This is a genomic window from Hydrogenophaga intermedia (assembly GCF_023715105.1).
Classification (GTDB): domain Bacteria; phylum Pseudomonadota; class Gammaproteobacteria; order Burkholderiales; family Burkholderiaceae_C; genus Hydrogenophaga; species Hydrogenophaga intermedia_A.
This window is the reverse complement of the sequence record NZ_JAMBNO010000009.1, coordinates 92,021-113,168: the sequence shown is the minus strand read 5'-3', so window position 1 is coordinate 113,168 and position 21,148 is coordinate 92,021. Positions and strand designations below refer to the sequence as shown.

The 21,148-nt window shown below is 68.0% G+C and carries 21 protein-coding genes; all 21 read right to left on the bottom strand.

From position 1 onward, the window contains the following. Nucleotides 1–25 precede the first annotated feature (25 nt). Nucleotides 26–907 (bottom strand): EamA family transporter, encoded by an 882-nt coding sequence (locus tag M3149_RS10260; RefSeq protein ID WP_251709209.1) that lies wholly within the window; start codon nt 905–907, stop codon nt 26–28. Between the two features lie 21 nt (nt 908–928). Then, nucleotides 929–1,351, bottom strand: coding sequence for a BLUF domain-containing protein (locus M3149_RS10255; RefSeq protein WP_251709208.1), 423 nt, complete (start codon nt 1,349–1,351; stop codon nt 929–931). A gap of 20 nt (nt 1,352–1,371) precedes the next feature. After that, nucleotides 1,372–2,103 (bottom strand): GTP cyclohydrolase I, encoded by a 732-nt coding sequence (folE, locus tag M3149_RS10250; RefSeq protein ID WP_251709207.1) that lies wholly within the window; start codon nt 2,101–2,103, stop codon nt 1,372–1,374. 103 nt (nt 2,104–2,206) lie between these two features. Next, entirely contained in the window at nt 2,207–3,091 is an 885-nt protein-coding gene (locus M3149_RS10245) for a hypothetical protein (RefSeq protein WP_251709206.1), read from the bottom strand. A 294-nt stretch (nt 3,092–3,385) separates the two neighbouring features. Continuing rightward, nucleotides 3,386–5,125 (bottom strand): ATP-dependent DNA ligase, encoded by a 1,740-nt coding sequence (locus tag M3149_RS10240; RefSeq protein WP_251709205.1) that lies wholly within the window; start codon nt 5,123–5,125, stop codon nt 3,386–3,388. Continuing rightward, the gene (locus tag M3149_RS10235; RefSeq protein ID WP_251709204.1) at nt 5,122–6,147 is read right to left on the bottom strand and encodes a ligase-associated DNA damage response exonuclease; all 1,026 of its coding nucleotides are present in this window, start codon (nt 6,145–6,147) and stop codon (nt 5,122–5,124) included. The genes M3149_RS10240 and M3149_RS10235 overlap by 4 nt, the downstream gene beginning before the upstream one ends. Further along, nucleotides 6,147–7,421 (bottom strand): cardiolipin synthase ClsB, encoded by a 1,275-nt coding sequence (clsB, locus tag M3149_RS10230; protein WP_251709203.1) that lies wholly within the window; start codon nt 7,419–7,421, stop codon nt 6,147–6,149. Before clsB ends, M3149_RS10235 begins: the two co-directional genes overlap by 1 nt. Continuing rightward, nucleotides 7,418–8,146, bottom strand: a complete 729-nt coding sequence (locus M3149_RS10225; protein ID WP_251709202.1) for an endonuclease/exonuclease/phosphatase family protein — start codon at nt 8,144–8,146, stop codon at nt 7,418–7,420. The genes clsB and M3149_RS10225 overlap by 4 nt, the downstream gene beginning before the upstream one ends. A 29-nt stretch (nt 8,147–8,175) precedes the next feature. After that, nucleotides 8,176–8,664 (bottom strand): dihydroneopterin triphosphate diphosphatase, encoded by a 489-nt coding sequence (gene nudB, locus M3149_RS10220; RefSeq protein ID WP_435370738.1) that lies wholly within the window; start codon nt 8,662–8,664, stop codon nt 8,176–8,178. Then, a complete protein-coding gene (locus tag M3149_RS10215) occupies nt 8,657–8,959 on the bottom strand; it encodes a hypothetical protein (RefSeq protein ID WP_251709201.1) in 303 nt (100 codons plus the stop codon). The genes nudB and M3149_RS10215 overlap by 8 nt, the downstream gene beginning before the upstream one ends. Next, nucleotides 8,956–9,324 carry a phage holin family protein gene (locus M3149_RS10210; RefSeq protein WP_251709200.1) on the bottom strand — a complete coding sequence of 123 codons (369 nt, stop codon included), beginning with the start codon at nt 9,322–9,324 and terminating at the stop codon, nt 8,956–8,958. Before M3149_RS10210 ends, M3149_RS10215 begins: the two co-directional genes overlap by 4 nt. 13 nt (nt 9,325–9,337) lie before the next feature. Next, nucleotides 9,338–9,658 (bottom strand): DUF883 family protein, encoded by a 321-nt coding sequence (locus tag M3149_RS10205; protein ID WP_251709199.1) that lies wholly within the window; start codon nt 9,656–9,658, stop codon nt 9,338–9,340. Between the two features lie 132 nt (nt 9,659–9,790). Continuing rightward, nucleotides 9,791–11,593: an aspartate--tRNA ligase gene (gene aspS / locus M3149_RS10200; RefSeq protein WP_251709198.1), complete on the bottom strand. Its 1,803-nt coding sequence runs from the start codon at nt 11,591–11,593 to the stop codon at nt 9,791–9,793. 17 nt (nt 11,594–11,610) lie between these two features. Further along, entirely contained in the window at nt 11,611–12,288 is a 678-nt protein-coding gene (locus tag M3149_RS10195) for a DUF502 domain-containing protein (protein WP_251709197.1), read from the bottom strand. A 12-nt stretch (nt 12,289–12,300) separates the two neighbouring features. Further along, nucleotides 12,301–12,624, bottom strand: a complete 324-nt coding sequence (locus tag M3149_RS10190; RefSeq protein WP_251709196.1) for an FmdB family zinc ribbon protein — start codon at nt 12,622–12,624, stop codon at nt 12,301–12,303. A 101-nt stretch (nt 12,625–12,725) separates the two neighbouring features. Beyond that, the gene (gene ubiB, locus M3149_RS10185) at nt 12,726–14,291 is read right to left on the bottom strand and encodes a ubiquinone biosynthesis regulatory protein kinase UbiB (protein ID WP_251709195.1); all 1,566 of its coding nucleotides are present in this window, start codon (nt 14,289–14,291) and stop codon (nt 12,726–12,728) included. Continuing rightward, on the bottom strand, nt 14,288–14,866 hold the full coding sequence (locus M3149_RS10180; RefSeq protein WP_251709194.1) for a ubiquinone biosynthesis accessory factor UbiJ: 579 nt from the start codon (nt 14,864–14,866) through the stop codon (nt 14,288–14,290). Before M3149_RS10180 ends, ubiB begins: the two co-directional genes overlap by 4 nt. A gap of 61 nt (nt 14,867–14,927) precedes the next feature. After that, nucleotides 14,928–15,932, bottom strand: a complete 1,005-nt coding sequence (locus M3149_RS10175; RefSeq protein ID WP_251709290.1) for a Tim44 domain-containing protein — start codon at nt 15,930–15,932, stop codon at nt 14,928–14,930. A gap of 47 nt (nt 15,933–15,979) precedes the next feature. Next, entirely contained in the window at nt 15,980–16,711 is a 732-nt protein-coding gene (ubiE, locus tag M3149_RS10170) for a bifunctional demethylmenaquinone methyltransferase/2-methoxy-6-polyprenyl-1,4-benzoquinol methylase UbiE (RefSeq protein ID WP_251709193.1), read from the bottom strand. Between the two features lie 14 nt (nt 16,712–16,725). After that, a complete protein-coding gene (locus tag M3149_RS10165) occupies nt 16,726–17,142 on the bottom strand; it encodes a gamma-butyrobetaine hydroxylase-like domain-containing protein (protein ID WP_251709192.1) in 417 nt (138 codons plus the stop codon). An 18-nt stretch (nt 17,143–17,160) separates the two neighbouring features. Beyond that, on the bottom strand, nt 17,161–21,030 hold the full coding sequence (locus M3149_RS10160; protein ID WP_251709191.1) for a DUF3683 domain-containing protein: 3,870 nt from the start codon (nt 21,028–21,030) through the stop codon (nt 17,161–17,163). Between the last annotated feature and the right edge of the window lie 118 nt (nt 21,031–21,148).

Sequence of the window (21,148 nt, the reverse complement as noted above, 5' to 3'; positions counted from 1 at the left end):
ACTGGCGCGTGATGCATCGCGGCGCTCATGCCAAGGCGAGCGCGGCCACGCCCGACGCAATGAACACCGCGCCCAGCAGGCGCAATGCGCGATCGCCCTCGCGCAGCAGGTGGCCGCCGATGAGCGCGGCAAACAGCATGGAAACCTCTCGCGCCGGCGCCACATGCGACAGCGGCGCGCGCTGCATGGCGAACAACACCAGGACATAGGCGATGGGGCTGAACACCGCCACGCCCAGCGCGTGTTTCCACTGCAAGCGCCACAGGCGCAGCGCTTGCGCGCGGTCGCGCAGCACCGTGGGCGCAAACAGCACCAGGCGCACGAGGTTGCCCATGTAGTCCACCAGGATGGGCGACATCAGAAGCACCTTGACCGCGTAACCATCGACCACCGAATAACCAGCGATGAACACACCGGTGAGCGCGCCGTAGGCGAGTCCGCGGTGCAGCCGCTCTCGCGCGGCCGGGTCGTGCGCGGTGCGCCACAGGCCCGGGCCGCCCGCAATGAGGAACACACCCCCCACCACCGCGGCGATGCCAAGGCCGCCCAACGCGCTGAGTTGCTCGCCGAGGAAGAGCACCGCCACCAGCGCGGTGATCAGCGGGCCGCTGCCGCGCGCCAGCGGGTAGACCACCGTGAGGTCGGCCCGGCGGTAACCACGCAGCAAAGTGACGAAATAGAAGACGTGAATGACGCCACTGGCCAGCACGAAAGCCCACTCGGCGGCGCCCCACTGCCCCAGTGCACCGCGAGCAAACCACCAGCCCACCGGTGCCCAGACGATGGCCACCAGCGCCGACGAGAAGAAGGCAAAGCGCGCATCGCCCCCCGCGTGCTTGGCGGCGATGTTCCAGCCGGCGTGGATCAGGCCGGCGAGCAGGATGAGCAGGAAGGCATCGAGCGGCATGGCGACACCGCCGCAGCGGCGTCAGGCCCGGCCGATGATGCTGGCCGTGGCCATGAGTTCTTCAAGCAGGGCCAGCGAGACCGCACCCGAGACGGCGTACGGGTCGAGCTCGGGGCGCTCGGAGTACTTGAGCACGATGGACGTGTTGAGCTTGGCGAGATTGACCTGCCCCATGGTCCAGCCGCCGAAGCGGCGCTCGCTGATTTCCTGGTAGTGCAGGAGCACCACATCCTGATGGCGCTTGTCGGCGACGATGTGGTTGTACAGCTTGTTGACTGCGGCGCGCCCGCCTTCGATGGCCTGCAGGAAGATGCCGCCGCCATAGCAGAGCACGCCCGTGATGCCGTTGCTGACATTGTGCTGGCGCGACGCGTCGAGGATCGCCTCGATGGCCTTGGGGTCCTTGTCGACAGCGCGGCTGACGTAGAGCAAGCGAACGAGCATGGTGATCTTGCGAGATGGGTTCAGCGGGGGATGAGCGAGAGGAATTCGCGGCGCAGGTTGGCGTCCTTGAGGAAGACACCACGCATCACGGAGTTGATCATCTTGCTGTCCATGTCCTTCACGCCGCGCCAGGCCATGCAATAGTGGCTGGCCTCCATCACGATGGCCAGGCCGTCGGGCTGTGTCTTGTCCTGGATCAGGTCGGCCAGCTGGATCACCGCCTCTTCCTGGATCTGCGGACGGCCCATGATCCATTCGGCCATGCGCGCGTACTTGGACAGGCCGATCACGTTGGTGTGTTCGTTGGGCATGATGCCGATCCACAGCTTGCCGATGACGGGGCAGAAGTGGTGGCTGCAGGCACTGCGCACGGTGATCGGGCCCACGATCATGAGCTCGTTGAGGTGCTCCGCGTTGGGGAACTCGGTGACCGAGGGGCCCTTGACGTAGCGGCCCGCGAAGACCTCCTTGAGGTACATCTTGGCCACGCGGCGCGCGGTATCGCCGGTGTTGTGGTCGCTCTCGGTGTCGATCACCATCGACTCGAGCACGCCTTGCATCTTGCGGGTCACCTCGTCGAGCAACTTGTCGAGCTCACCAGGCTGGATGAACTCGGCGATGTTGTCGTTCGAATGAAAGCGCTGCCGGGCGGCCTTGAGCCGCTCGCGGATCTTCACGGAGACGGGCACGCCTTCGTCGCCGCCTTGGGGCGCAGCGCCGGGAGTCTGATCGGGGTCGGTCTTCATGAGCATGGGGGATGCTATCACCGCCCCCATTTCCGACGGGGGGTATGCCCTTACGGCCACCCAGGTCCGCGGCCGCACGGCACCGGCGCGGTGCTGACCGCGTTGGCAGTCACGTCGGGGTGCTCGAGGCATCCCCGCCCATGGCCGATGCCGCCGCCCCCACCTCGTATGCGAACACCGCCCCCAGCAAGACCCCCAACTGGTCCGCGTCCGAACTCTCTGGCAGACACCGGTCCACGGCGGCCAGCACGGCACTCAGGGCGTTTTCGTCGTGCTGCAGGCACCGCAGAATCGCCCCCGACGCGAGCTGAAGGGACGGGTCGCCGCCGGACGCGGATTCCCGCCCCACCCTCAGGAGCAGCCCCGTCAGTTGCGCGGCCTGCGGCGTCGAGGCCCTGGCCTGCCAGTGCGGCGTGAACTGCAGCGCGTTGATGCCTTGCCTGAGCGCCAATGGCAGCGACGTCGGTGGCGGCTCTTCATCGGGCAGCAGATCATCAATCGCCTGGACGAGTTCGACCATCGCGTGGACCTCTTCTTCGAGCTGCTGGCGAACCGCCGTGAGTTGATCGGTCGTTCGCCGCTGTTGCGCGAGTTGAAGCGATCGCTGACGTGCTTCGAAGGCCGCTTCAGCCCCCAGGTCGACGGCCTCGCCGGCGCCACCCGTGTCCAGCGCCTGCAGGGTCTGCCGGACCAGTTGCGCTTCGGATGGAAACACCGGCAGATGGGCCGTATCGGCATCGTCCGCCAGGCAAGGAGGCAGAGACTGGCGGGCGAGACCGGCATGGCTCAACGCGTCCTGCGCATGTTCGACGTTCTCCTCGGGCACGTCCTCATTGGCCTGAAGCACCACCACCTTGGCATTGGCAGGCACCTGCTGCTTGAGCAACGCGGCACTCTCGCTCAGGTTCTCGGTAGGGTCGCCCGCCTCGATGACGCCGTAGTTGTATTCCACCGCCCGGGCGCGCAGTTGCCACGCGTCGAGTTGCTGGGTCACGGCTTGTCCTTCGCAACCGCCCACCACGAGCACAACGACCGTCGGACGACCGGGATGGTGCATGCCCTGCCATCGCGTGGATACGCGCGTCGTGCGCACGATCGGGGCAATCGCTTCGCCCTCACCCCTGACCCTTCGCGTCGGCGATGGCGAAGGCGATCTCGTTGGCGTCCCGGACGATGTTCTCTTCATGGATTCATTCCTTGCAGGCTTCGTGGATGACGTCGATACGTGGTCCGGCACAACATCGGGTTCCCGGTGTGTCAGCGGCTGGCGGCAAGACGCCGCGAATCATCAGAAATGCGAAAGAAGCGCCTGGAGCGTGTGCAGGGTGTCGGCTTCGTGCAACGGCTTGTCGTCGCGCACGCGCAGCATGCGCGGGAAGCGCAGCGCCACGCCACTCTTGTGCCGTGTGCTGCGCGCAATGCCCTCGAACGCGAGCTCGAACACGAGCGTGGGGCGCACGCTGCGCACCGGGCCGAACTTCTCCAGGGTGGTCTGGCGGATCACCGCGTCCACCGCCTGGAATTCGCGGTCGGTGAGGCCCGAGTAGGCTTTGGTGAAGGCAACGAGCTGCAGGCCCTCGGGATCGGCGGGTTGGCGTGCGGCGATGGCCTCGACCACGGCTTGCGCTTCGGCCGGGTCGCGCGGCGGGCGGTTCCAGACCGCGAAGGTGTAGTCGGTGTAGACCGAGGCGCGTCGACCGTGACCCGACTGGGCATAGATCAGCACGCCGTCCACGGTGAGTGGGTCGATCTTCCACTTCCACCACGCAAGGCGACGGCCCTCCCCGTCGCCCTTCACGCGACCGACGCCATAGCCGCTCTCACGGTGCTTGAGCATCAGACCCTCGACGCCAAGCTCGCGCGAACGTGCGCGCAGCGCCGCAAGCGCGGGCCAATCGTCGGCCAGCAGCAACGGCGACAACGGCAGGGCCGGTGTGCAGGTCTGCGCAAAGTCTTGCAACGCCAAGCGCCGCGCGTGTTGCGGCTGCGCGCGCAGATCCTGCCCACGCGATTCGAGCAGGTCGTAGGCAACAAACCCCACCGGGGCGCTGGCCAGCACCTTGGGCCCCAGCGTCTTGCGGCCGATGCGCTGTTGCAGTTGCGCGAACGCCGCCGGGCGGCCGGCGTGATCGGTGCCGGGCAGCGGCTCGGCGCCGGCGTCCCAGGCCACGATCTCGCCATCCACCACCGTGCCGTCGGGCCAGCCCGCCGCCAGCCGCACGAGTTCGGGCAGGCGTTCGGTCATCAACTCTTCGCCGCGCGACCACACCCACACCTGGCCAGCGCGCTTGACGATCTGGCCGCGGATCCCGTCGAGCTTCCATTCGGCAAGCCAGTCGCTTGCAGCACCCAGGCTGTCCTCGGGCAGGCCTGCGAGCGCGTGAGCCAGAAAAAAGGGATACGGCTGGCTCGGTGCGCGGCCGTCGAGCGCGTCGGCGGGCGCGACAATGGCCTGCCAGGCCGCGAGCGTGGGCGCGCGCTTGCCGTCGGTGAAGCCCATCATGCGCGCGGCCACCAGACGCGCATCCAGGCCCGCGTGCTCGGCGATCGCGCGCTGCACCAGCAGCTTGCTCACGCCGACCCGAAAGCCGCCCCCCACGAGCTTGACCAGCAAAAAGCGGCCGAGTGCGTCCAACTCGCGCCACCAGGACATGAGCGCCTCGGCGATGTGTGCGTCGTCGGCACCGCGAAGCGGCAGCAAGCGCTCATGCATCCAGGCGCTCAGGCCAAGCTCGATGCCCGCGCGGGCGGGATCGGGGAGCACGTGCGCGATGGTTTCGGCCAGGTCACCCACCGCCTGGTAGCTGGCCTCGAACAACCACTCGGGCAGCCCCGCAGCCCGCATGGCCACGGCCTTGAGCTGGGCGGTGCGGATGATCTGGCGCGGCTTGCCGCCGGCCAGGAAGTACATCGCCCAGGCCGCGTCCTCGGGTGGTGCGTCGCGCAGGTAGCGCACCAGCGCGGCGACCTTGTCGTGGGTGGACGTGCTCTCGTCGAGCTCGGCAAACAGCGCGGCAAAGCGTTTCATGCGGGAGCACCGTCGGACTCTTGCGCCTCGTCCCCGTACTCGGTCTCGAAGGCCTCCGCCTGGAGCCCCTGCTCTTGCAGGTAGCGCACCAGCACCGGCACGCTGCCGTGGGTGACGATCACGCGCTCGGCGCCGCTGGCGCCGATGGCCGAGAGCAGGCCCGGCCAGTCGGCGTGGTCGCTGAGCACGAAGCCGCGGTCCTGCCCGCCGCGGCGGCGCCAGCCGCGGATCTGCATCCACCCACTCGCAAAGGCGTCGCTGAAATCGCCGAAGCGCTTCATCCATGGCGTTCCGATGGCACTGCCCGGGCACAGCACCAAGGCACGCTGCAGGTCGGCCTTGTCGGCGACCTCGCTCACCAGACGCGTGGCGGGCAAGTCCACACCCGCTTCGCGGTACGCGCGGTTGAGCGGCTCGACCGCGCCGTGGCAGACGATGGGGCCGATCGACGCATCGACCCCGGCCAGGATGCGCTGCGCCTTGCCCAGGCTGTAGCAACTGAGCACGCTGGCGCGCCCCTGCGCGGCGTTGCGCGCCCACCAGGCGTTGATCTCGGCGAACAGCACGTGATCCGTACGCCAGCGGTAGATCGGCAAGCCAAAGGTGGATTCGGTGATGAACACATCGCAGCGCACGGGTTCGAACGGCGTGCAGGTGCGGTCGGGCACGGCGCCGACGGGCGTGGTGCGGTAGTCGCCGCTGGCCACCCACACCTGGCCACCATGTTCCACCCGCACCTGGGCCGAGCCCAGCACGTGACCCGCCGGGTGCAGCGAGATGCGCACCCCGCGATGGAGGATGGACTCCCCGTAGGCCAGGGGCTGCAGGGTGATGTCCTCACCCAGTCGCGCACGCAACAGACCCGCACCGGGTGCCGCGGCCAGGTAGTGGCCGTGGCCCGGACGCGCGTGGTCGGCGTGCGCATGCGTGATCACCGCGCGATCCACCCGCCGCCAGGGGTCGATATAGAAATCACCGGGCGGGCAGTACAGGCCTTCGGGGCGCTGGACGATCAGGTCCATCAGTACCGGTGTCCCGTCAGGAACAACACACCGCGCATCACGCCGAAGGCGAAGCGGTCGAGCACGCGGTCTTTCCAGGGCCGGCGGTTCAGCGCAGCAGCGTCCAGCGGGGTACCCGCGGTGCGCATCAGGTGGTCGAGCTGGTCGCGCAGCAGCGCGGCGAAGCGCTTGTCGGTGGTCATCACGTTGGCCTCGCGCGCCAGCAACAGCGACAGCGGGTCGAGGTTGGTCGAGCCCACCGTGGCCCAGCGCTCGTCCACCACCGCCACCTTGGCGTGCAATGCACTCGGCGCGTACTCGTGCACCTCGATGCCGGCGTTGGCCAGCCGCTTGAGCACCGGACGCGCGGCGCGGTACTGCAGGAAGTGCTCGTAGCGGCCCTGCAGCAACAGGCGCACGCGCACACCGCGCTCGCGCGCGTGCAGCAAGGCCTTGCGCAGCCGCCGCCCCGGGATGAAATAGGCGTTGGCGATCACCACTTCCCGGTGCGCGCTGCCGATGGCCTTGAGGTAGGCACGCTCGATGTCGTGGCGGTGCGCCACGTTGTCGCGCAGCAGCAGTGCGGCACGGGCGCCGTCCACCCCGACCAGGGTGCTCTCGGCCTCGAGCGCATCGGTGCCTGCGAAGCCGCGCGCGCGCGCCTCGAACTTGCGCAACAACCGCGAGAAATCGCCCGCCGGGCGCGAGCCCCGCAGCGCGTCCCACGCCGCGATGAACTCGCGTTGGCGCGCTGCGCGCACCGCTTGCAAGCGCCACCAGAGCTGCTCCATCGCGGACACCATGTCGGCCACCAGCGGGCCGGCCACGCGCAGCGCATAGTCCAGACGCGGCTCACCCAGTCGGCCCAGCGCCACGTCGTCGCGGTCGTCGATGAGGTTGATGCCGCCACAGAACCCGACCGTGCCGTCCACCACGCAGAGCTTGCGGTGCAGACGCCGCCAGCGGCTGGGCAGCAACAGGCCCAGCCGGCCCAGCGGCGCGTACACACGCCACTTCACGCCCGCTGCGTCAAAGCGCTGCTGCCATTCGACAGGCATCGCGGGCGTGCCGACACCATCGACCACCAGCCGGACCTCCACACCGCGGCGCGCCGTGCGTTCCAGCGCCTCGGCCACGGCCAGCGCCGATCCTTTGAATTCGAAGATGTAGGTTTCCACGTGCACCACCTGGCGCGCCGCGTCCATGGCCTCGATGAGCGCGGGAAAGAACGCGTCGCCGCCTTGCAGCAGCACCAGTTGGTGGCCGTCGCGCCAGGTGGAGTGGATGCGTCTCACAGCTCCAGATCCGCGATCAAGGGGAGGTGGTCGGACATGCGGCGCCAGGCTGCCCCGTGCGGAACGTGCGCCGACACCGGCCGCAGGCCGCGCACGAAGATGCGGTCCAGGTGCAACAGGGGCAGGCGCGCCGGGTAGGTGGGCAGGCGGATGCCCTCGAAGGTGCGCAGGTCCAGCGCGGCCATGGGCTTGATGAGTTGCGCACTCCAGTCGTTGAAGTCGCCGGCGACGATCAGCGGGGCGCTGGTGGGCACCTCGCGTTCGATGAACTGACCCAGTCGCCGCACCTGGCGTTCGCGGCTGGCGTGGATGAGGCCGAGATGCACCACCACCACATGCACGTCGGTGCCCTCCACGAGCACTTGCGCATGCAGCAGACCGCGTTGTTCGAAACGGTGGTCGGACACGTCGGCATGGCCCACGCCCAGCACGGGCCAGCGCGACAACAGCGCATTACCGTGCTCGCCGTGGCGCGTGACGGCGTTGGTGCGGTAGACCGCCTCGTAGCCTTCGGGCGAGAGGTAGCCCGCCTGGTCCAGCTCGGGCCAGCGCGTGAAATAGCGCTCGAACTTGCGGTGGTGGCTGCGCACCTCCTGCAGACAGACGATGTCGGCGTCGAACTGCTCGACGGCGTGCGCGAGGTTGTGGATCTCCAGCCGGCGCACCGGGCCCAGGCCCTGTACGCCCTTGTGGATGTTGTAGGTCGCCACGCGCACGATGCTCATGCGCGAAATGATCGCATGCGCTCGCGCGGCTAGCGAGCAGACGGGCCACCCAGCCGCGGCAGCCAGCCGATGGCCTCGGCGTTGGAGGGCGAAAAGCAGCGCTCCATGGCCTCATGCCAGGGCAGCCAGAGCTGGTCGCGGTGCTCGCGCGCACTCAGGCGCACGGGCATTGCGTGCGGCACGCACAGGCCGAACAGGCGCTCGGTGTTGTGTGTGACACCCGGCGCATAGCGATGGCGCCACTGGGGGTAGATCTCGTAGACGTTCTCCAGGGCCCAGTCGCGCAGCACATGGCCCGGGGCGCGCGCGTCGAGGCCGGTTTCTTCGGCCACCTCGCGCACCGCGGTTTGTTCGAAGGGCTCGTCGGGGTGATCCTTGGACCCAGTGACCGACTGCCAGAACCCGGGCGCGTCCGCGCGCTCGATGAGCAGCACCTGCAGCGCGGGCGTGTGAATCACCACCAGCACCGACTGCGGCACCTTGAAGGGCCGGGTCGCGGCGGCGGGCAGGTCAGACACGCCGGCCTGCCGAGAGGCGCAGCCACAAGCGCCACACCGACCACAACCGCAGCGGCGCGCTGACCAGCCGGCTCGGACGACGCGCCACCCACAGCCCCGCCACGAGGGCCAATGGCCACAGCAGTTCGGGTGGGCGCTCGCGCACCCACCGCCACGCGGCCTGGGCGCGGTCGGCCCAACCCAGCACGGGCTGCAGTGCCTGCGCATGCCGGCCGGCGCGGGCACGCAGGCTGCGCGAGCGCGCACGCAAAGCGTGGCGCCGCTGTGCCAGTTGCTGCGCGCGCGAGGCGCTCATGGCTCAAGCGCCTCGCGGTCCTGGCGCAGTTCGTCGATGCTGGCCGAGAACAGGCGCGAGCCCCGCAACACGCGTTCACGCGCGCGCCAGGCGGCCACGAGGCCACACAGCAGGAACAGCACGGCGAACACCGCCAGGGCCAGCATGCGGTGGGTATCCCACAGGGCCACGGTGATCAGGATCGCCAGAAAGCCCAGGCCGAGTGCCAGGCAGACGAGTGCGATCGCACCATAGGCCAGCAGGCCGGCAACACGCAGCACCTCCTCCTGCGCCTCGACACTGAGCAGTTCAAGGCGGACCTGGGCCAGCTCGATCAGCGTGGCGGCCAGGCCGCGGACCGATGCCGACAGACGCGAGGTCTCCATCGGCCGCGCTGCCTCAGCGACGGCCGATGAGCAGGCCGATGAGCAGGCCCACCCCGGCGGCCGTGCCGATGGCCTGCCACGGGTGTTCGTGCACGTACTCGTCGGTGGCGCGCGCGGCCTCCTTGGCCTTCACGGCAATGGATTCCTCGATGTCGAGGAGCTTGTGCCTGGCGGCGTTCAGGTTTTCACGGATGCGCTCGCGCATCTCGACCACCTTGCCCTCGGTTTCGTCGGCGGTGGCATGCAGCAGCTCTTCGGCGTCGGTGATGACGCGCTGCAGGTCGCGCACGAGCTTCTTCTTGCTGGCGGTGGTATCGGCGGTGGCGTCGGCCATGGCGGGGCTCCTTTCCAGAAAGTGACAGGTCATTGATCGGCGTGATCAATGGTGCGACCGCCAGAGGATACGCAGGTTCCCGACAAAAAAGGCGCCCGAAGGCGCCTTTTGCGGTCTGGTCCTACAGGAATGTCAAGCGTTCTTGACCGAATCGGGGTTGCGCAGGCGGATGTGAAGCTCGCGCAGCTGCTTCTCGTCCACCGGGCTCGGTGCCTGCGTGAGCAGGCACTGCGCGCGCTGGGTCTTGGGAAAGGCGATCACGTCGCGGATCGACTCGGCACCCGTCATGAGCGTGACGATGCGGTCCAGGCCGAAGGCGAGACCACCGTGCGGCGGCGCGCCATACTGCAGCGCGTCGAGCAGGAAGCCGAATTTCAGGCGTGCCTCCTCGGGACTGATCTTGAGCGCGTCAAAGACCTTCTGCTGCACGTCCGCGCGGTGGATACGCACGGAACCGCCGCCGATCTCCCAGCCGTTGAGCACCATGTCGTAGCCCTTGGCGATGCAACGCCCCGGGTCGGTGACCATGAAATCTTCGTGACCGTCCTTGGGCGCGGTGAAGGGGTGGTGCACCGCGGTCCAGCGGTCTTCCTCTTCGTCGTACTCGAACATGGGGAAGTCCACCACCCACATCGGTGCCCAACGGTCCTCGAACAGGCCGTTCTTCTTGCCGAGCTCGCTGTGGCCGATCTTGATGCGCAGGTTGCCGATGGCGTCGTTGACCACCTTGGCCTTGTCGGCACCGAAGAACAGGATGTCGCCGTTCTGCGCGCCGCTGCGCTGCAGCACCGCATCGAGCGCGGCGTCGTGCAGGTTCTTCACGATCGGGCTCTGCAGGCCGTCACGGCCCTTGGTGATGTCGTTGACCTTGATCCAGGCCAGGCCCTTGGCGCCGTAGATCTTGACGAACTCGGTGTAGGCGTCGATCTCGCTGCGGCTCATCTCGCTGCCGCCGGGTACGCGCAGGGCCACCACACGGCCGTTCTTCATCTGCGCGGGCGCGCTGAAAACCTTGAAATCCACATCGGCCATCACGTCGGTGAGCTCGGTGAACTGCATCTTCACGCGCAGGTCGGGCTTGTCGGAGCCGTAGCGGTGCATGGCCTCGGCATAAGGCATGACCGGGAAGTCGCCCAGATCCACGCCGAGCGTGTTCTGGAACACCGTCTTGATCATGCCCTGGAACATGTCGCGGATGTCCTGCTCGGTCAGGAACGAGGTCTCGATGTCGATCTGCGTGAACTCGGGCTGACGGTCGGCGCGCAGGTCTTCGTCACGGAAGCACTTGGTGATCTGGTAGTAACGGTCGAAGCCGGCCACCATCAGCAGTTGCTTGAACAGCTGCGGCGATTGCGGCAACGCGAAGAACATGCCGTCGTGCACGCGGCTGGGCACCAGGTAGTCGCGTGCGCCTTCGGGCGTGCTCTTGGTGAGCATCGGGGTCTCGATGTCGACGAAGCCGTTGGCGTCGAGGAACTTGCGCACCTCCATGGCCACGCGGTAGCGCAGCATGAGGTTGCGCTGCATGTAGGGGCGGCGCAGGTCGAGCACGCGGTGCGTCAAGCGCGTGGTCTCGGAGAGGTTGTCGTCGTCGAGCTGGAACGGCGGCGTGACCGAGGGGTTGAGCACCTTGAGCTCGTGGCACAGCACCTCGATCTTGCCGCTCTTGATGCTGTCGTTGGTGGTGCCCTCCGGGCGCGCGCGCACCACGCCGACCACCTGCACGCAGAACTCGTTGCGCACCTCTTCGGCGGTCTTGAACATGTCGGGGCGATCGGGGTCGCAGACCACCTGCACCGTGCCTTCGCGATCGCGCAGGTCGATGAAGATCACCCCGCCGTGGTCGCGGCGGCGGTTCACCCAGCCCGCGAGCGTGACGGTCTGGCCCAGCAGGGCGTCGGTCACCAGACCGCTGTAGTGGGAACGCATGGCCATGTTGCTTCTTTCTTGCTTCAGGAAACGTCCGCGGCAGGGGTGGCCGCGAGCTTGATCTTGGGGTTCTTCGGCCCACCGGGCACGATGACCCCCATGGACACGATGTAGGTGAGCGCTTCGTCCACGCTCATGGCGAGTTCCACGCAGTCGCGCTCGCGCAGCAGCACGAAGTAGCCGCCGGTGGGATTGGGCGTGGTGGGCACGTAGACGCTGATGAAGCGGTCGTCGGGCGCGCGCGCGCCGGGCTGGCCTTGCAGCTGTTCGAGCAGGTCACCCTGCGGCGCGCCGGTGAGGAAGGCGACGGTCCACATGCCCTCGTGCGGCCACTGCACCAGCAGCGCCTTGCGAAAGGCATTGCCCTTCTCCGAGAACAGCGTGTCGGAGACCTGCTTGACGCCGGAGTAGATGGACCGCACCACCGGGATGCGGTGCAACAGCGCGTGCCACCAGTGCACAAGCTTGTTGCCGATGATGTTGGAGGCCAGCGCGCCGATCGACAGCAAGACGATGAGCGCGAACGCCACGCCCAGACCGGGGATGTGCACGCCCAGCCAGGCATCGGGATGCCAGGAAGCCGGCAGGATGTTGAGTGTCTGGTCGAGTGTGCTGACCACCCATTCAAGCACCCACAAGGTGACGATGAGTGGCACGAGGACGAGCAGTCCCGAGAAGAGCCACTTTCGCAAGGCGGTCATGGGGCGGGCCGGTCAGGCGGCCGGGGTCGAGGGCGACGCAGGCGCGCTCGCCGCCGGTGCAGCCGCGGGTTTGCTGTCCGCGGCCGGGCTCTCGGCCGGCTTGCTGTCCGCGGGTTTGGCGTCGCCCGACGGGGCGGCAGCGCCCCCGGTGTTGCCACCGCGGAAGTCGGTCACGTACCAGCCGGACCCTTTGAGCTGAAAGCCGGCGGCCGTGACCTGCTTGCGAAAGGCGTCGGCGCCGCACGCCGGGCAGGCGGTCAGCGGGGCGTCGGCCATTTTCTGGAGCACGTCCTTGGCGTGGCCACAGGACTCGCACTTGTAGGCGTAGATGGGCATGGCAGTGGGATGTAAGTGGACAGGACGTACCCGCCCCGGCGGGGCGGACAAAGCCGGCGATTATAAATTCCGGGGGGTTTCCCGGGGCGGCGCCGGGCGCCTCACCACAGCCGCACGCGCAGCAGCACTTGCGTGACCAGCAGGCCGAGCAGAAACCCCACCCCGCCGTAGACGATGCCCTGCAACAGCCGGTTGGTGCGGCGCTGCTCGGCCATCAGGGCATCGAGTTCCTGGCGCAACTCGTGCGGACGGTGGCGCAGGTAGTCGTGCAGCAGACGTGGCAGGGCGGGCAGCAGCTTGGCATATTGCGGCGCCTCGGCCTTGAGCTGGGCGAGCAGCTTCTGCGGGCCCACCTGCTCCAGCATCCACTGCTCCAGAAAGGGTTTGGCGGTGGCCCAGAGGTCGAGGTCGGGGTCGAGATCGCGTCCCAGGCCCTCGATGTTGAGCAGCGTTTTCTGCAGCAGCACGAGTTGGGGCTGGATCTCGACGTGAAAGCGCCGCGAGGTCTGGAACAGGCGCATGAGCACCATGCCGAGCGAGATTTCCTTGAGCGGCCGGTCGAAGTAGGGCTCGCACACAGCGCGCACCGCAGCCTCGAGCTCATCCACCCGCGTGTCGGCGGGCACCCAGCCGGACTCGATGTGCAACTCGGCCACGCGCTTGTAGTCGCGCCGGAAAAAGGCGGTGAAGTTCTGCGCCAGGTATTCCTTGTCGAACGCGGTGAGCGTGCCCACGATGCCGAAGTCGAGCGAGATGTAGCGCCCGAAAGTGGCCGGATCGAGGCTGACCTGGATGTTGCCCGGGTGCATGTCGGCATGGAAGAAGCCGTCGCGGAACACCTGGGTGAAGAAGATGGTGACGCCGTCGCGCGCAAGCTTCGGGATGTCCACCCCGCGGCGGCGCAGCTCGTCGGTGCGGTTGATGGGTACGCCGTGCATGCGCTCCATCACCATCACGTCGGTGCGGCACCAGTCCCAGTGCATCTCGGGAATGATGACCAGATCGAGCCCGGCCATGTTGCGGCGCAGTTGAGCGGCGTTGGACGCCTCGCGCAGCAGGTCGAGCTCGTCGTGCAGGTACTTGTCGAACTCGGCCACCACCTCGCGCGGCTTGAGGCGTCGGCCGTCGGCCGAGAGGCGCTCCACCCAGCCGGCCATGGTGCGCATGAGCGCCAGGTCCTTGTCGATGGCGGGCAGCATGTTGGGCCGCAGCACCTTGACGGCGACCTCGCGGCCGGCGGCCTTGCCGGCCTTGAGCGTGGCGAAATGCACCTGCGCGATCGAGGCGCTGGCCACCGGCACGCGTTCGAAGTGGCTGAACACGTCGTCGAGCGGGCGACCGTAGGCACGCTCGATGGTGGCGATGGCGACCTCGGCGGGGAACGGGGGTACGCGGTCCTGCAGCCGGGCCAGCTCGTCGGCGATGTCCGCCGGCATCAGATCGCGCCGGGTGGAGAGCACCTGGCCAAACTTCACGAAGATGGGGCCCAGGCGCTCCAGCGCCTCGCGCAGGCGTTGACCGCGCGGCGCGTCGAGCCGACGCCCGAGCCTGACGATGCGCGTGAGCCGGCGCAGCCAGGGGTGCTGGAAGCTGGAGAGCACGAGCTCGTCGAGCCCGTGCCGCAGCACCACCCAGACGATGAAGGTGCCGCGCAGCAGGCGGCTCACCGGTCCACCCCGGCGCCGGGCACCGGCGGGCGCGGCATGCGCTCGACGAAGGCCTTCACGCCTTGGGCTGCGCGGCGCGCGAAACCCGCCAGCGCGTGCGCGGGCGCATCGCCCAGCACCCGCGCAAGGTCCTCCTCGACGTCCCAGCGCAGGTTGTCGACCAGCCAGGCGATCTCGGCGGCCAGCTGCACGTCACCCTGGATATCGACGCCAGGCTTTTCGCCCGCGAGCACGCGTTGGGCCAGATCGAGCGGCGAGGCCTGGGTGAGCGTGACGGTGAGTTCGGGCGTGACCACGGCAGGGTCGCAGCGCTCCAGCAGGCCCGCGCGCGTGGGCGCCAACGTGAGGTGGAAATCGCCCCACTGCAGCTTGAGTGGCTTGCCGGCCTGGCGTTTGAGGCGCTCGGTGGCCGCGGGCTCCTGCTGCAACACATGGTTGAGGAACAGCACGAGGCGGTTCTGCAACTCGTCAACGACCCAGGCGGGCGGGCGGATCGCGCCCAGGAGGCTCTGCAGCGGGTTCTCGGGGGTGCGCGAAGCGCCGCCAGAAGCGGAATCGGGTGGTACATGTGCCATGACCACCCGATTCTGACGGATAAGCCGCGCCCGGCGGCAGGTGCCGGGCGGGTTGAGGGGATTACTGCAGCGCCTGCACGCCCGCCACCAGCCAGCCACCCGGGCCATTCTTGGGACGGGTGATGTTCCAGACCTCTCGGAACGGGTTGGGACCGGCCGACGCATCCTCGCGAATCAGTCCGGAAAACTCCACGCTGGCCATGTAGACGTCGTCGGTCTCTTCGATGCCCAGCAGCTGGGCCTCCAGCATCACCACCTCGGTCTTGTTGCCCGTGCCACCGGATTCGCGCTCGCGTTCGGCCAGCTGTCCCTTGATCTGCTCGAGCATGTCGTCGGTCATCATGGCGCGCAGGCTGGGAATGTCGGCGCGGTCCCAGGCGGCCTGCAGGTTCACGAAATTGGACTTCGAGGCCTTGAGGAAGCCCTCGACGTCAAAGCCAGCCGGGATGCCCCAGCTCTGGCGGCCCAGCAGGGCCGAGCCGATCATCGAACCGCCAGAGGACGACGGCTGTTCCAGGGCAACCGGCGCGCTGCGCTCCCAGGGGCGCGCCGACGCGTCGTTGCCGACGTTCTGCGGGCTGTAGCTGCGCGGCATGGTGGGCTCGAACTCGGCCGGCGCGCGGGCGGCGGCGGGAGCGGCGCCCTGGTAGGCGAGGCCGCTGCCCTGGGCGGCGGGGGCCCTGCGGCGCATCACCATGCCCACCACCGCCAGCACCACCACGGCCAGCAGCGCGAACAGCAGGAATTGCGCGAAAGCCTCACCGAAACCCAGCGCCGAGGCCAGCCAGGCCAGGCCCAGGCCGGCGGCCAGGCCACCGAGCATGGCGCCCCAGGGGCGCTGCGGCGCGGCGGCAGCCGGCGCGTTGGCCGGGCGCGGCGCCGCGGCATTCTGGGGTGCCTGCGCGGGGGCGGCCTGCTGAGCCGGCTGGCTCGGCGCCGTGCTGCGCTGCGTGACGTTGCCCGACTGCTTGCCAATGGACAAGCCCCCACCCATGCGCTTGGCCAGCACCTCGCTCGAACCGAGCGCCAGGGTCACCGCCAGCAGCACCGACCACAGCTTGTTCATCATCCTTGCCTCCGTGTCTGAAATCGAACAATACCCACAAGATAGCGTCAGCACTTGATCCCTACGTGCAGGGCAACCACGCCCCCCGTGAGGTTGTGCACGTCGACGTGGCCGAAGCCCGCCGCTTTCATCATCTGTCGCAACGTTTCCTGGTCCGGGTGCATGCGGATCGACTCGGCCAGGTAGCGGTAGCTGCTCTCGTCATTGGCGACCCACTTGCCCAGTTTCGGCAACACCTGGAACGAGTACCAGTCGTACGCCTTCTCCAGCGGTTTGGCCACCCGGGAAAACTCCAGCACCAGCAACTTGCCGCCCGGTTTGAGCGTGCGATGCATTTCGGCCAGCGCAAGTTCCTTGTGCGTCATGTTGCGCAGACCAAAGGCCACCGAAACGCGGTCGAAGCTGTTGTCGGCAAAGGGCAGCTTCTCGGCATCGCACACCATCGTGGGCAGCACCACGCCGGCGTCGATGAGCCGCTCACGCCCCTCGCGCAGCATGGCCTCGTTGATGTCGGTGTGCACCACACGCCCGCCCGGGCCGACCTCGCGCGCAAAGGCCAGCGCCAGGTCGCCGGTGCCGCCGGCGATGTCGAGCACCTGGTGGCCTGGTTTCGCATCGGCCACGGTGATGGTGTAGCGCTTCCAGAGGCGGTGCAGGCCGGCCGACATGAGGTCGTTCATGACGTCGTAGCGCGAGGCCACGGAGTCGAAGACGCCGCGCACGCGCTGCGCCTTCTCGCGCTCGTCGACGTTCTGAAAGCCGAAGTGGGTCTGGGCCATGCGGGGCTTCCCGTTCAGTGCGAGTGGCCGCAGCCGGCGCCGGCCTTCTCGGGCATCGGGTCATCGCGACCCGCGCCAGCGGCCTGCAACCGGGCCTCGTAGTCGGCCCACAGCTCAGCCTGCTTCGAGCCCAGGAAATAGAGGTAGTCCCAGGAGAAGATGCCCGAGGAGTGCCCGTCGTCGAAAGTGGGTTGCACCGCGTAATTGCCGACCGGCTCCAGCGCCAGCAGGCCGACGTGACGCTTGCCGGTCTGCAGCACCTCCTGGCCCGGGCCGTGGCCCTGCACCTCGGCCGAGGGCGAGTACACGCGCATGAGCTCGAACGGGATCTTGAAGGTCTGCCCGTCGGAAAAGCTCACCTCGAGCACGCGGGAGGCGCCGTGCACGGTGATGTCCTGCGGGGTGGGGGTGTTGCGGTCCAGGCCGGCCATGGTTTGTCTCCGGGTGAATCAGACGAGAACGCGTTCGATGCCGCCCTGGTTGGCGCGGGCCACGTACTCGGGCAGCCAGTTCTCGCCCAGGATGTGGCGCGCCATCTCGACGACGATGTAATCGGCTTCGAGCAGGCCGTTCTGCAGGTCGTCGCCGTAGCGGGTGAGGCCCTGAAGGCAGCTCGGGCAGCTGGTAAGGATCTTGACGTTGTCGTCCGCGCCCACGGCGCCGCTGGCGCGCAGCGCGGACTCGCCCTTGCGGATTTCCTCTTCCTTGCGGAAACGCACCTGGGTCGACACATCCGGGCGCGTCACGCCCAGCGTGCCCGACTCGCCGCAGCAGCGCTCGTTCTTGAGCACCTGCTCCCCGACCAGCGCCTTCACGGTCTTCATCGGGTCCTGCAGCTTCATGGGGCTGTGGCAGGGATCGTGGTAGAGGTATGCACCCTTCGATTCCAGGCGAATGCCCTTCTCGAGCAGGTACTCGTGGATGTCGATGATCCGGCAGCCGGGGAAGATCTTCTCGAATTCGTAGCCCTGGAGCTGGTCGTAGCAGGTGCCGCAGCTCACCACCACGGTCTTGATGTCCAGGTAGTTGAGCGTGTTGGCCACGCGGTGGAACAGAACGCGGTTGTCGGTGATGATCTTCTCGGCCTTGTCGAACTGGCCCGAGCCGCGCTGCGGGTAGCCGCAGCACAGGTAGCCCGGTGGCAACACCGTCTGCACGCCGGCGTGCCAGAGCATGGCTTGCGTGGCCAGGCCGACCTGGCTGAACAGGCGCTCCGAGCCGCAACCGGGAAAATAGAACACCGCCTCGGTCTCGCCCGTGGTGGCCTGCGGGTTGCGGATGATGGGGACGTAGTCCTTGTCCTCGATGTCGAGCAGCGCGCGCGCGGTCTTCTTGGGCAGGCCACCCGGCATCTTCTTGTTGATGAAGTGGATGACCTGTTCCTTGATCGGCGCCGGCCCCAGCGTGGCCGGGGGCGCGCTGGTCTGCTTGCGCGCCACGCGCTTGAGCAGGTTGTTGGCCAGACGCTGTGCCTTGAAGCCCACGCCCACCATGGCCGAGCGCATCAACTTGATGGTCTCGGGCTGGGTGGCGTTGAGGAAAAACATGGCCGCCGCATTGCCCGGGCGGAAGCTCTTCTGGCCCATCTTGCGCAACAGGTTGCGCATGTTCATGGTCACGTCGCCGAAGTCGATCTTCACCGGGCAGGGGGTGAGGCACTTGTGGCAGACCGTGCAGTGGTCGGCCACGTCCTCGAATTCCTGCCAGTGCTGGATGCTCACGCCGCGTCGGGTCTGCTCCTCGTAAAGGAAGGCCTCGATGAGCAGGGACGTGGCCAGGATCTTGTTGCGCGGGCTGTAGAGCAGGTTGGCGCGCGGCACGTGGGTGGCGCACACCGGTTTGCACTTGCCGCAACGCAGGCAATCCTTCACCGAGTCGGCGATGGCGCCGATGTCGCTCTGCTGCATGATGAGCGACTCGTGCCCCATGAGGCCGAAGCTGGGCGTGTAGGCGTGCGCCAGGTCGGCGCGGTGGGCGCCCGACATCGTCTGGCGCAGCAGCTTGCCCTTGTTGAAGCGACCCTCGGGATCGACCTTGGCCTTGTAGTCGGCAAAGGGCTTGAGCTCCTCGTCGGTGAGGTATTCCAGCTTGGTGATGCCGATGCCGTGCTCGCCCGAGATCACGCCGTCCAGGCTGCGCGCGAGCACCATGATGCGGTCGACCGCCTCGTGCGCGGTCTGCAGCATCTCGTAGTCGTCGCTGTTGACCGGAATGTTGGTGTGCACGTTGCCGTCGCCGGCGTGCATGTGCAGGGCCACCCACACCCGGCCCTTGAGGACGCGCTGGTGGATGGCGTTGCACTCGGCCAGCAGCGGGCCGAAGGCAGCGCCGCTGAAGATCTGCTGCAGCGGCGCGCGGATCTGCGCCTTCCAGCTCGCGCGCAGACGGTGATCCTGCAACTGCGGGAACAGGCGATCGATGTCGGACAGCCAACCGGTCCAGAGGCTGCGCACCTCGCGCACCAGCGCCAGGGCCTGCTGCACCCGGTCTTCGAGGAGCTCGGCACTGGGGATCTCGCTCGCATCGTCGCCCTTGCCCAGCGGCAGGTGGCCGCGCGCGAAGAAGGCCTCGAGCTCGCTGGCCAGCCGGATCTTGTTGCGCAGCGACAGTTCGATGTTGATCCGCTCGATGCCCTCGGTGTATTCACCCATGCGCGGCAGCGGGATCACCACGTCTTCGTTGATCTTGAAGGCGTTGGTGTGCTTGCTGATGGCCGCGGTGCGCTTGCGGTCGAGCCAGAATTTCTTGCGCGCCTCGGGGCTGATGGCGGTGAAGCCTTCGCCACTGCGCGAGTTGGCGATGCGGATGACCTCGCTGGTGGCACGCGCCACGGCGTCCGGGTCGTCGCCCACGATGTCGCCGATCAGCACCATCTTGGGCAGGCCGCCGTTGCCCTTCTTGCTTTTCGTGGCGTAGCCCACGGCCTTCAGGTAGCGGTCGTCCAGGTGTTCCAGGCCGGCCAGCAGCACGCCCGAGCGCTTCTGCTCGGCGAACATGAAGTCCTTGATCTCGACGATGCTGGGCACCGCGTCCTTGGGGTTGCCGAAGAACTCCAGGCACACCGTGCGCGTGTGCTCGGGCATGCGGTGCACGATCCAGCGCGCGCTGGTGATCAGGCCGTCACAGCCTTCCTTCTGGATCCCGGGCAGGCCCGAGAGGAACTTGTCGGTGACGTCCTTGCCCAGCCCCTCCTTGCGGAAGGTGCGGCCCGGGATGGCCAGCGTCTCGGTGCGGCGCAGGGCCTTGCCGTCGGGCGCGAAGTACTTCAACTCGAAGGTCGCGACCTCGGCGTCGTGGATCTTGCCGCGGTTGTGGTCCAGGCGCGTCACCTCCAGCCACTCGGCCTGGGGCGTGACCATGCGCCAGCTCACCAGGTTGTCCAGCGCGGTGCCCCAGAGCACGGCCTTCTTGCCGCCCGCGTTCATGGCGATGTTGCCGCCGATGCACGAGGCCTCGGCGCTGGTCGGGTCGACCGCAAACACATGGCCCGCGCGCTCGGCCGCATCGGCCACGCGCTGGGTCACCACGCCGGCCTCGGTCCACACCGTGGGCAGCGGCTCGTCGTGGCCGGGCACCTTCACCCATTCGACCTCGGTCATCGCCTCGAGCTTCTCGGTGTTGATGACCGCGCTCTTCCAGGTCAGCGGGATGGCGCCGCCGGTGTAGCCGGTGCCACCCCCGCGCGGGATGATGGTCAGGCCGAGCTCGACGCAGCCCTGCACCAGCCCTGCCATCTCGGCCTCGGTGTCGGGGGTGAGGACCACGAAGGGGTACTCGACACGCCAGTCGGTGGCGTCCGTCACGTGCGAAACCCGCGAGAGGCCGTCGAACTTGATGTTGTCCTTGGCGGTGAGCCGGCCCAGCACCTTGGTGGCGCGCTGGCGCAGCGCAGCCACCTCGTCGAAGGAGCGTGCAAAGCTGTCCACGGCGGCACGCGCCGCCGTCAGCAACTCCCCGACCAGGGCGTCGCGCTCGCGGTCATCCTCGGGCGTGCGGCGCTTTTGCACCTCACCCAGGCGGTGGTGGAGGGCCTCGACCAACTGTCCGCGGCGCTGGCGGCTGGACAGCAGGTCGTCCTGCAGATAGGGGTTGCGCTGCACGACCCAGATGTCGCCGAGCACCTCATACAGCATGCGGGCCGAGCGGCCCGTGCGGCGCTCGCCGCGCAGCCCGTCCAGCAGCGACCATGCGCGCTCGCCGAGCAGGCGGATCACGATCTCGCGATCCGAGAACGAGGTGTAGTTATAGGGAATCTCGCGCAGGCGGGGCGCGTCGTCCGTGGCGGTGGCAAGCAGCGGAAGCGGGGTCGGAGCGTTCATGGGGCGCTCGGCGGTTAGAGGGAGCACCGAGACGGGGATGGTATCGCAGCGCAACATCCCCTCCCCTTCTCGTGGAAACCCCGGTTGTCATGACCGGGCAACCCCGTTGCAATCGATC

Excerpts from the sequence above, each read along its gene's own strand:
- M3149_RS10175 (WP_251709290.1), bottom strand. The coding sequence starts at position 15,932 with ATGAACAAGCTGTGGTCGGTGCTGCTGGCGGTGACCCTGGCGCTCGGT.
- M3149_RS10240 (WP_251709205.1), bottom strand. The coding sequence starts at position 5,125 with ATGAAACGCTTTGCCGCGCTGTTTGCCGAGCTCGACGAGAGCACGTCC.
- M3149_RS10190 (WP_251709196.1), bottom strand. The coding sequence starts at position 12,624 with ATGCCCATCTACGCCTACAAGTGCGAGTCCTGTGGCCACGCCAAGGAC.
- M3149_RS10210 (WP_251709200.1), bottom strand. The coding sequence starts at position 9,324 with ATGGAGACCTCGCGTCTGTCGGCATCGGTCCGCGGCCTGGCCGCCACG.
- M3149_RS10180 (WP_251709194.1), bottom strand. The coding sequence starts at position 14,866 with ATGGCACATGTACCACCCGATTCCGCTTCTGGCGGCGCTTCGCGCACC.
- M3149_RS10195 (WP_251709197.1), bottom strand. The coding sequence starts at position 12,288 with ATGACCGCCTTGCGAAAGTGGCTCTTCTCGGGACTGCTCGTCCTCGTG.
- aspS (WP_251709198.1), bottom strand. The coding sequence starts at position 11,593 with ATGGCCATGCGTTCCCACTACAGCGGTCTGGTGACCGACGCCCTGCTG.
- folE (WP_251709207.1), bottom strand. The coding sequence starts at position 2,103 with ATGCTCATGAAGACCGACCCCGATCAGACTCCCGGCGCTGCGCCCCAA.
- M3149_RS10235 (WP_251709204.1), bottom strand. The coding sequence starts at position 6,147 with ATGGACCTGATCGTCCAGCGCCCCGAAGGCCTGTACTGCCCGCCCGGT.
- M3149_RS10160 (WP_251709191.1), bottom strand. The coding sequence starts at position 21,030 with ATGAACGCTCCGACCCCGCTTCCGCTGCTTGCCACCGCCACGGACGAC.
- ubiE (WP_251709193.1), bottom strand. The coding sequence starts at position 16,711 with ATGGCCCAGACCCACTTCGGCTTTCAGAACGTCGACGAGCGCGAGAAG.
- M3149_RS10225 (WP_251709202.1), bottom strand. The coding sequence starts at position 8,146 with ATGAGCATCGTGCGCGTGGCGACCTACAACATCCACAAGGGCGTACAG.
- M3149_RS10260 (WP_251709209.1), bottom strand. The coding sequence starts at position 907 with ATGCCGCTCGATGCCTTCCTGCTCATCCTGCTCGCCGGCCTGATCCAC.
- M3149_RS10205 (WP_251709199.1), bottom strand. The coding sequence starts at position 9,658 with ATGGCCGACGCCACCGCCGATACCACCGCCAGCAAGAAGAAGCTCGTG.
- M3149_RS10165 (WP_251709192.1), bottom strand. The coding sequence starts at position 17,142 with ATGGCCGGCCTGGACCGCAACACCCCCACCCCGCAGGACATCACCGTG.
- M3149_RS10255 (WP_251709208.1), bottom strand. The coding sequence starts at position 1,351 with ATGCTCGTTCGCTTGCTCTACGTCAGCCGCGCTGTCGACAAGGACCCC.
- M3149_RS10215 (WP_251709201.1), bottom strand. The coding sequence starts at position 8,959 with ATGAGCGCCTCGCGCGCGCAGCAACTGGCACAGCGGCGCCACGCTTTG.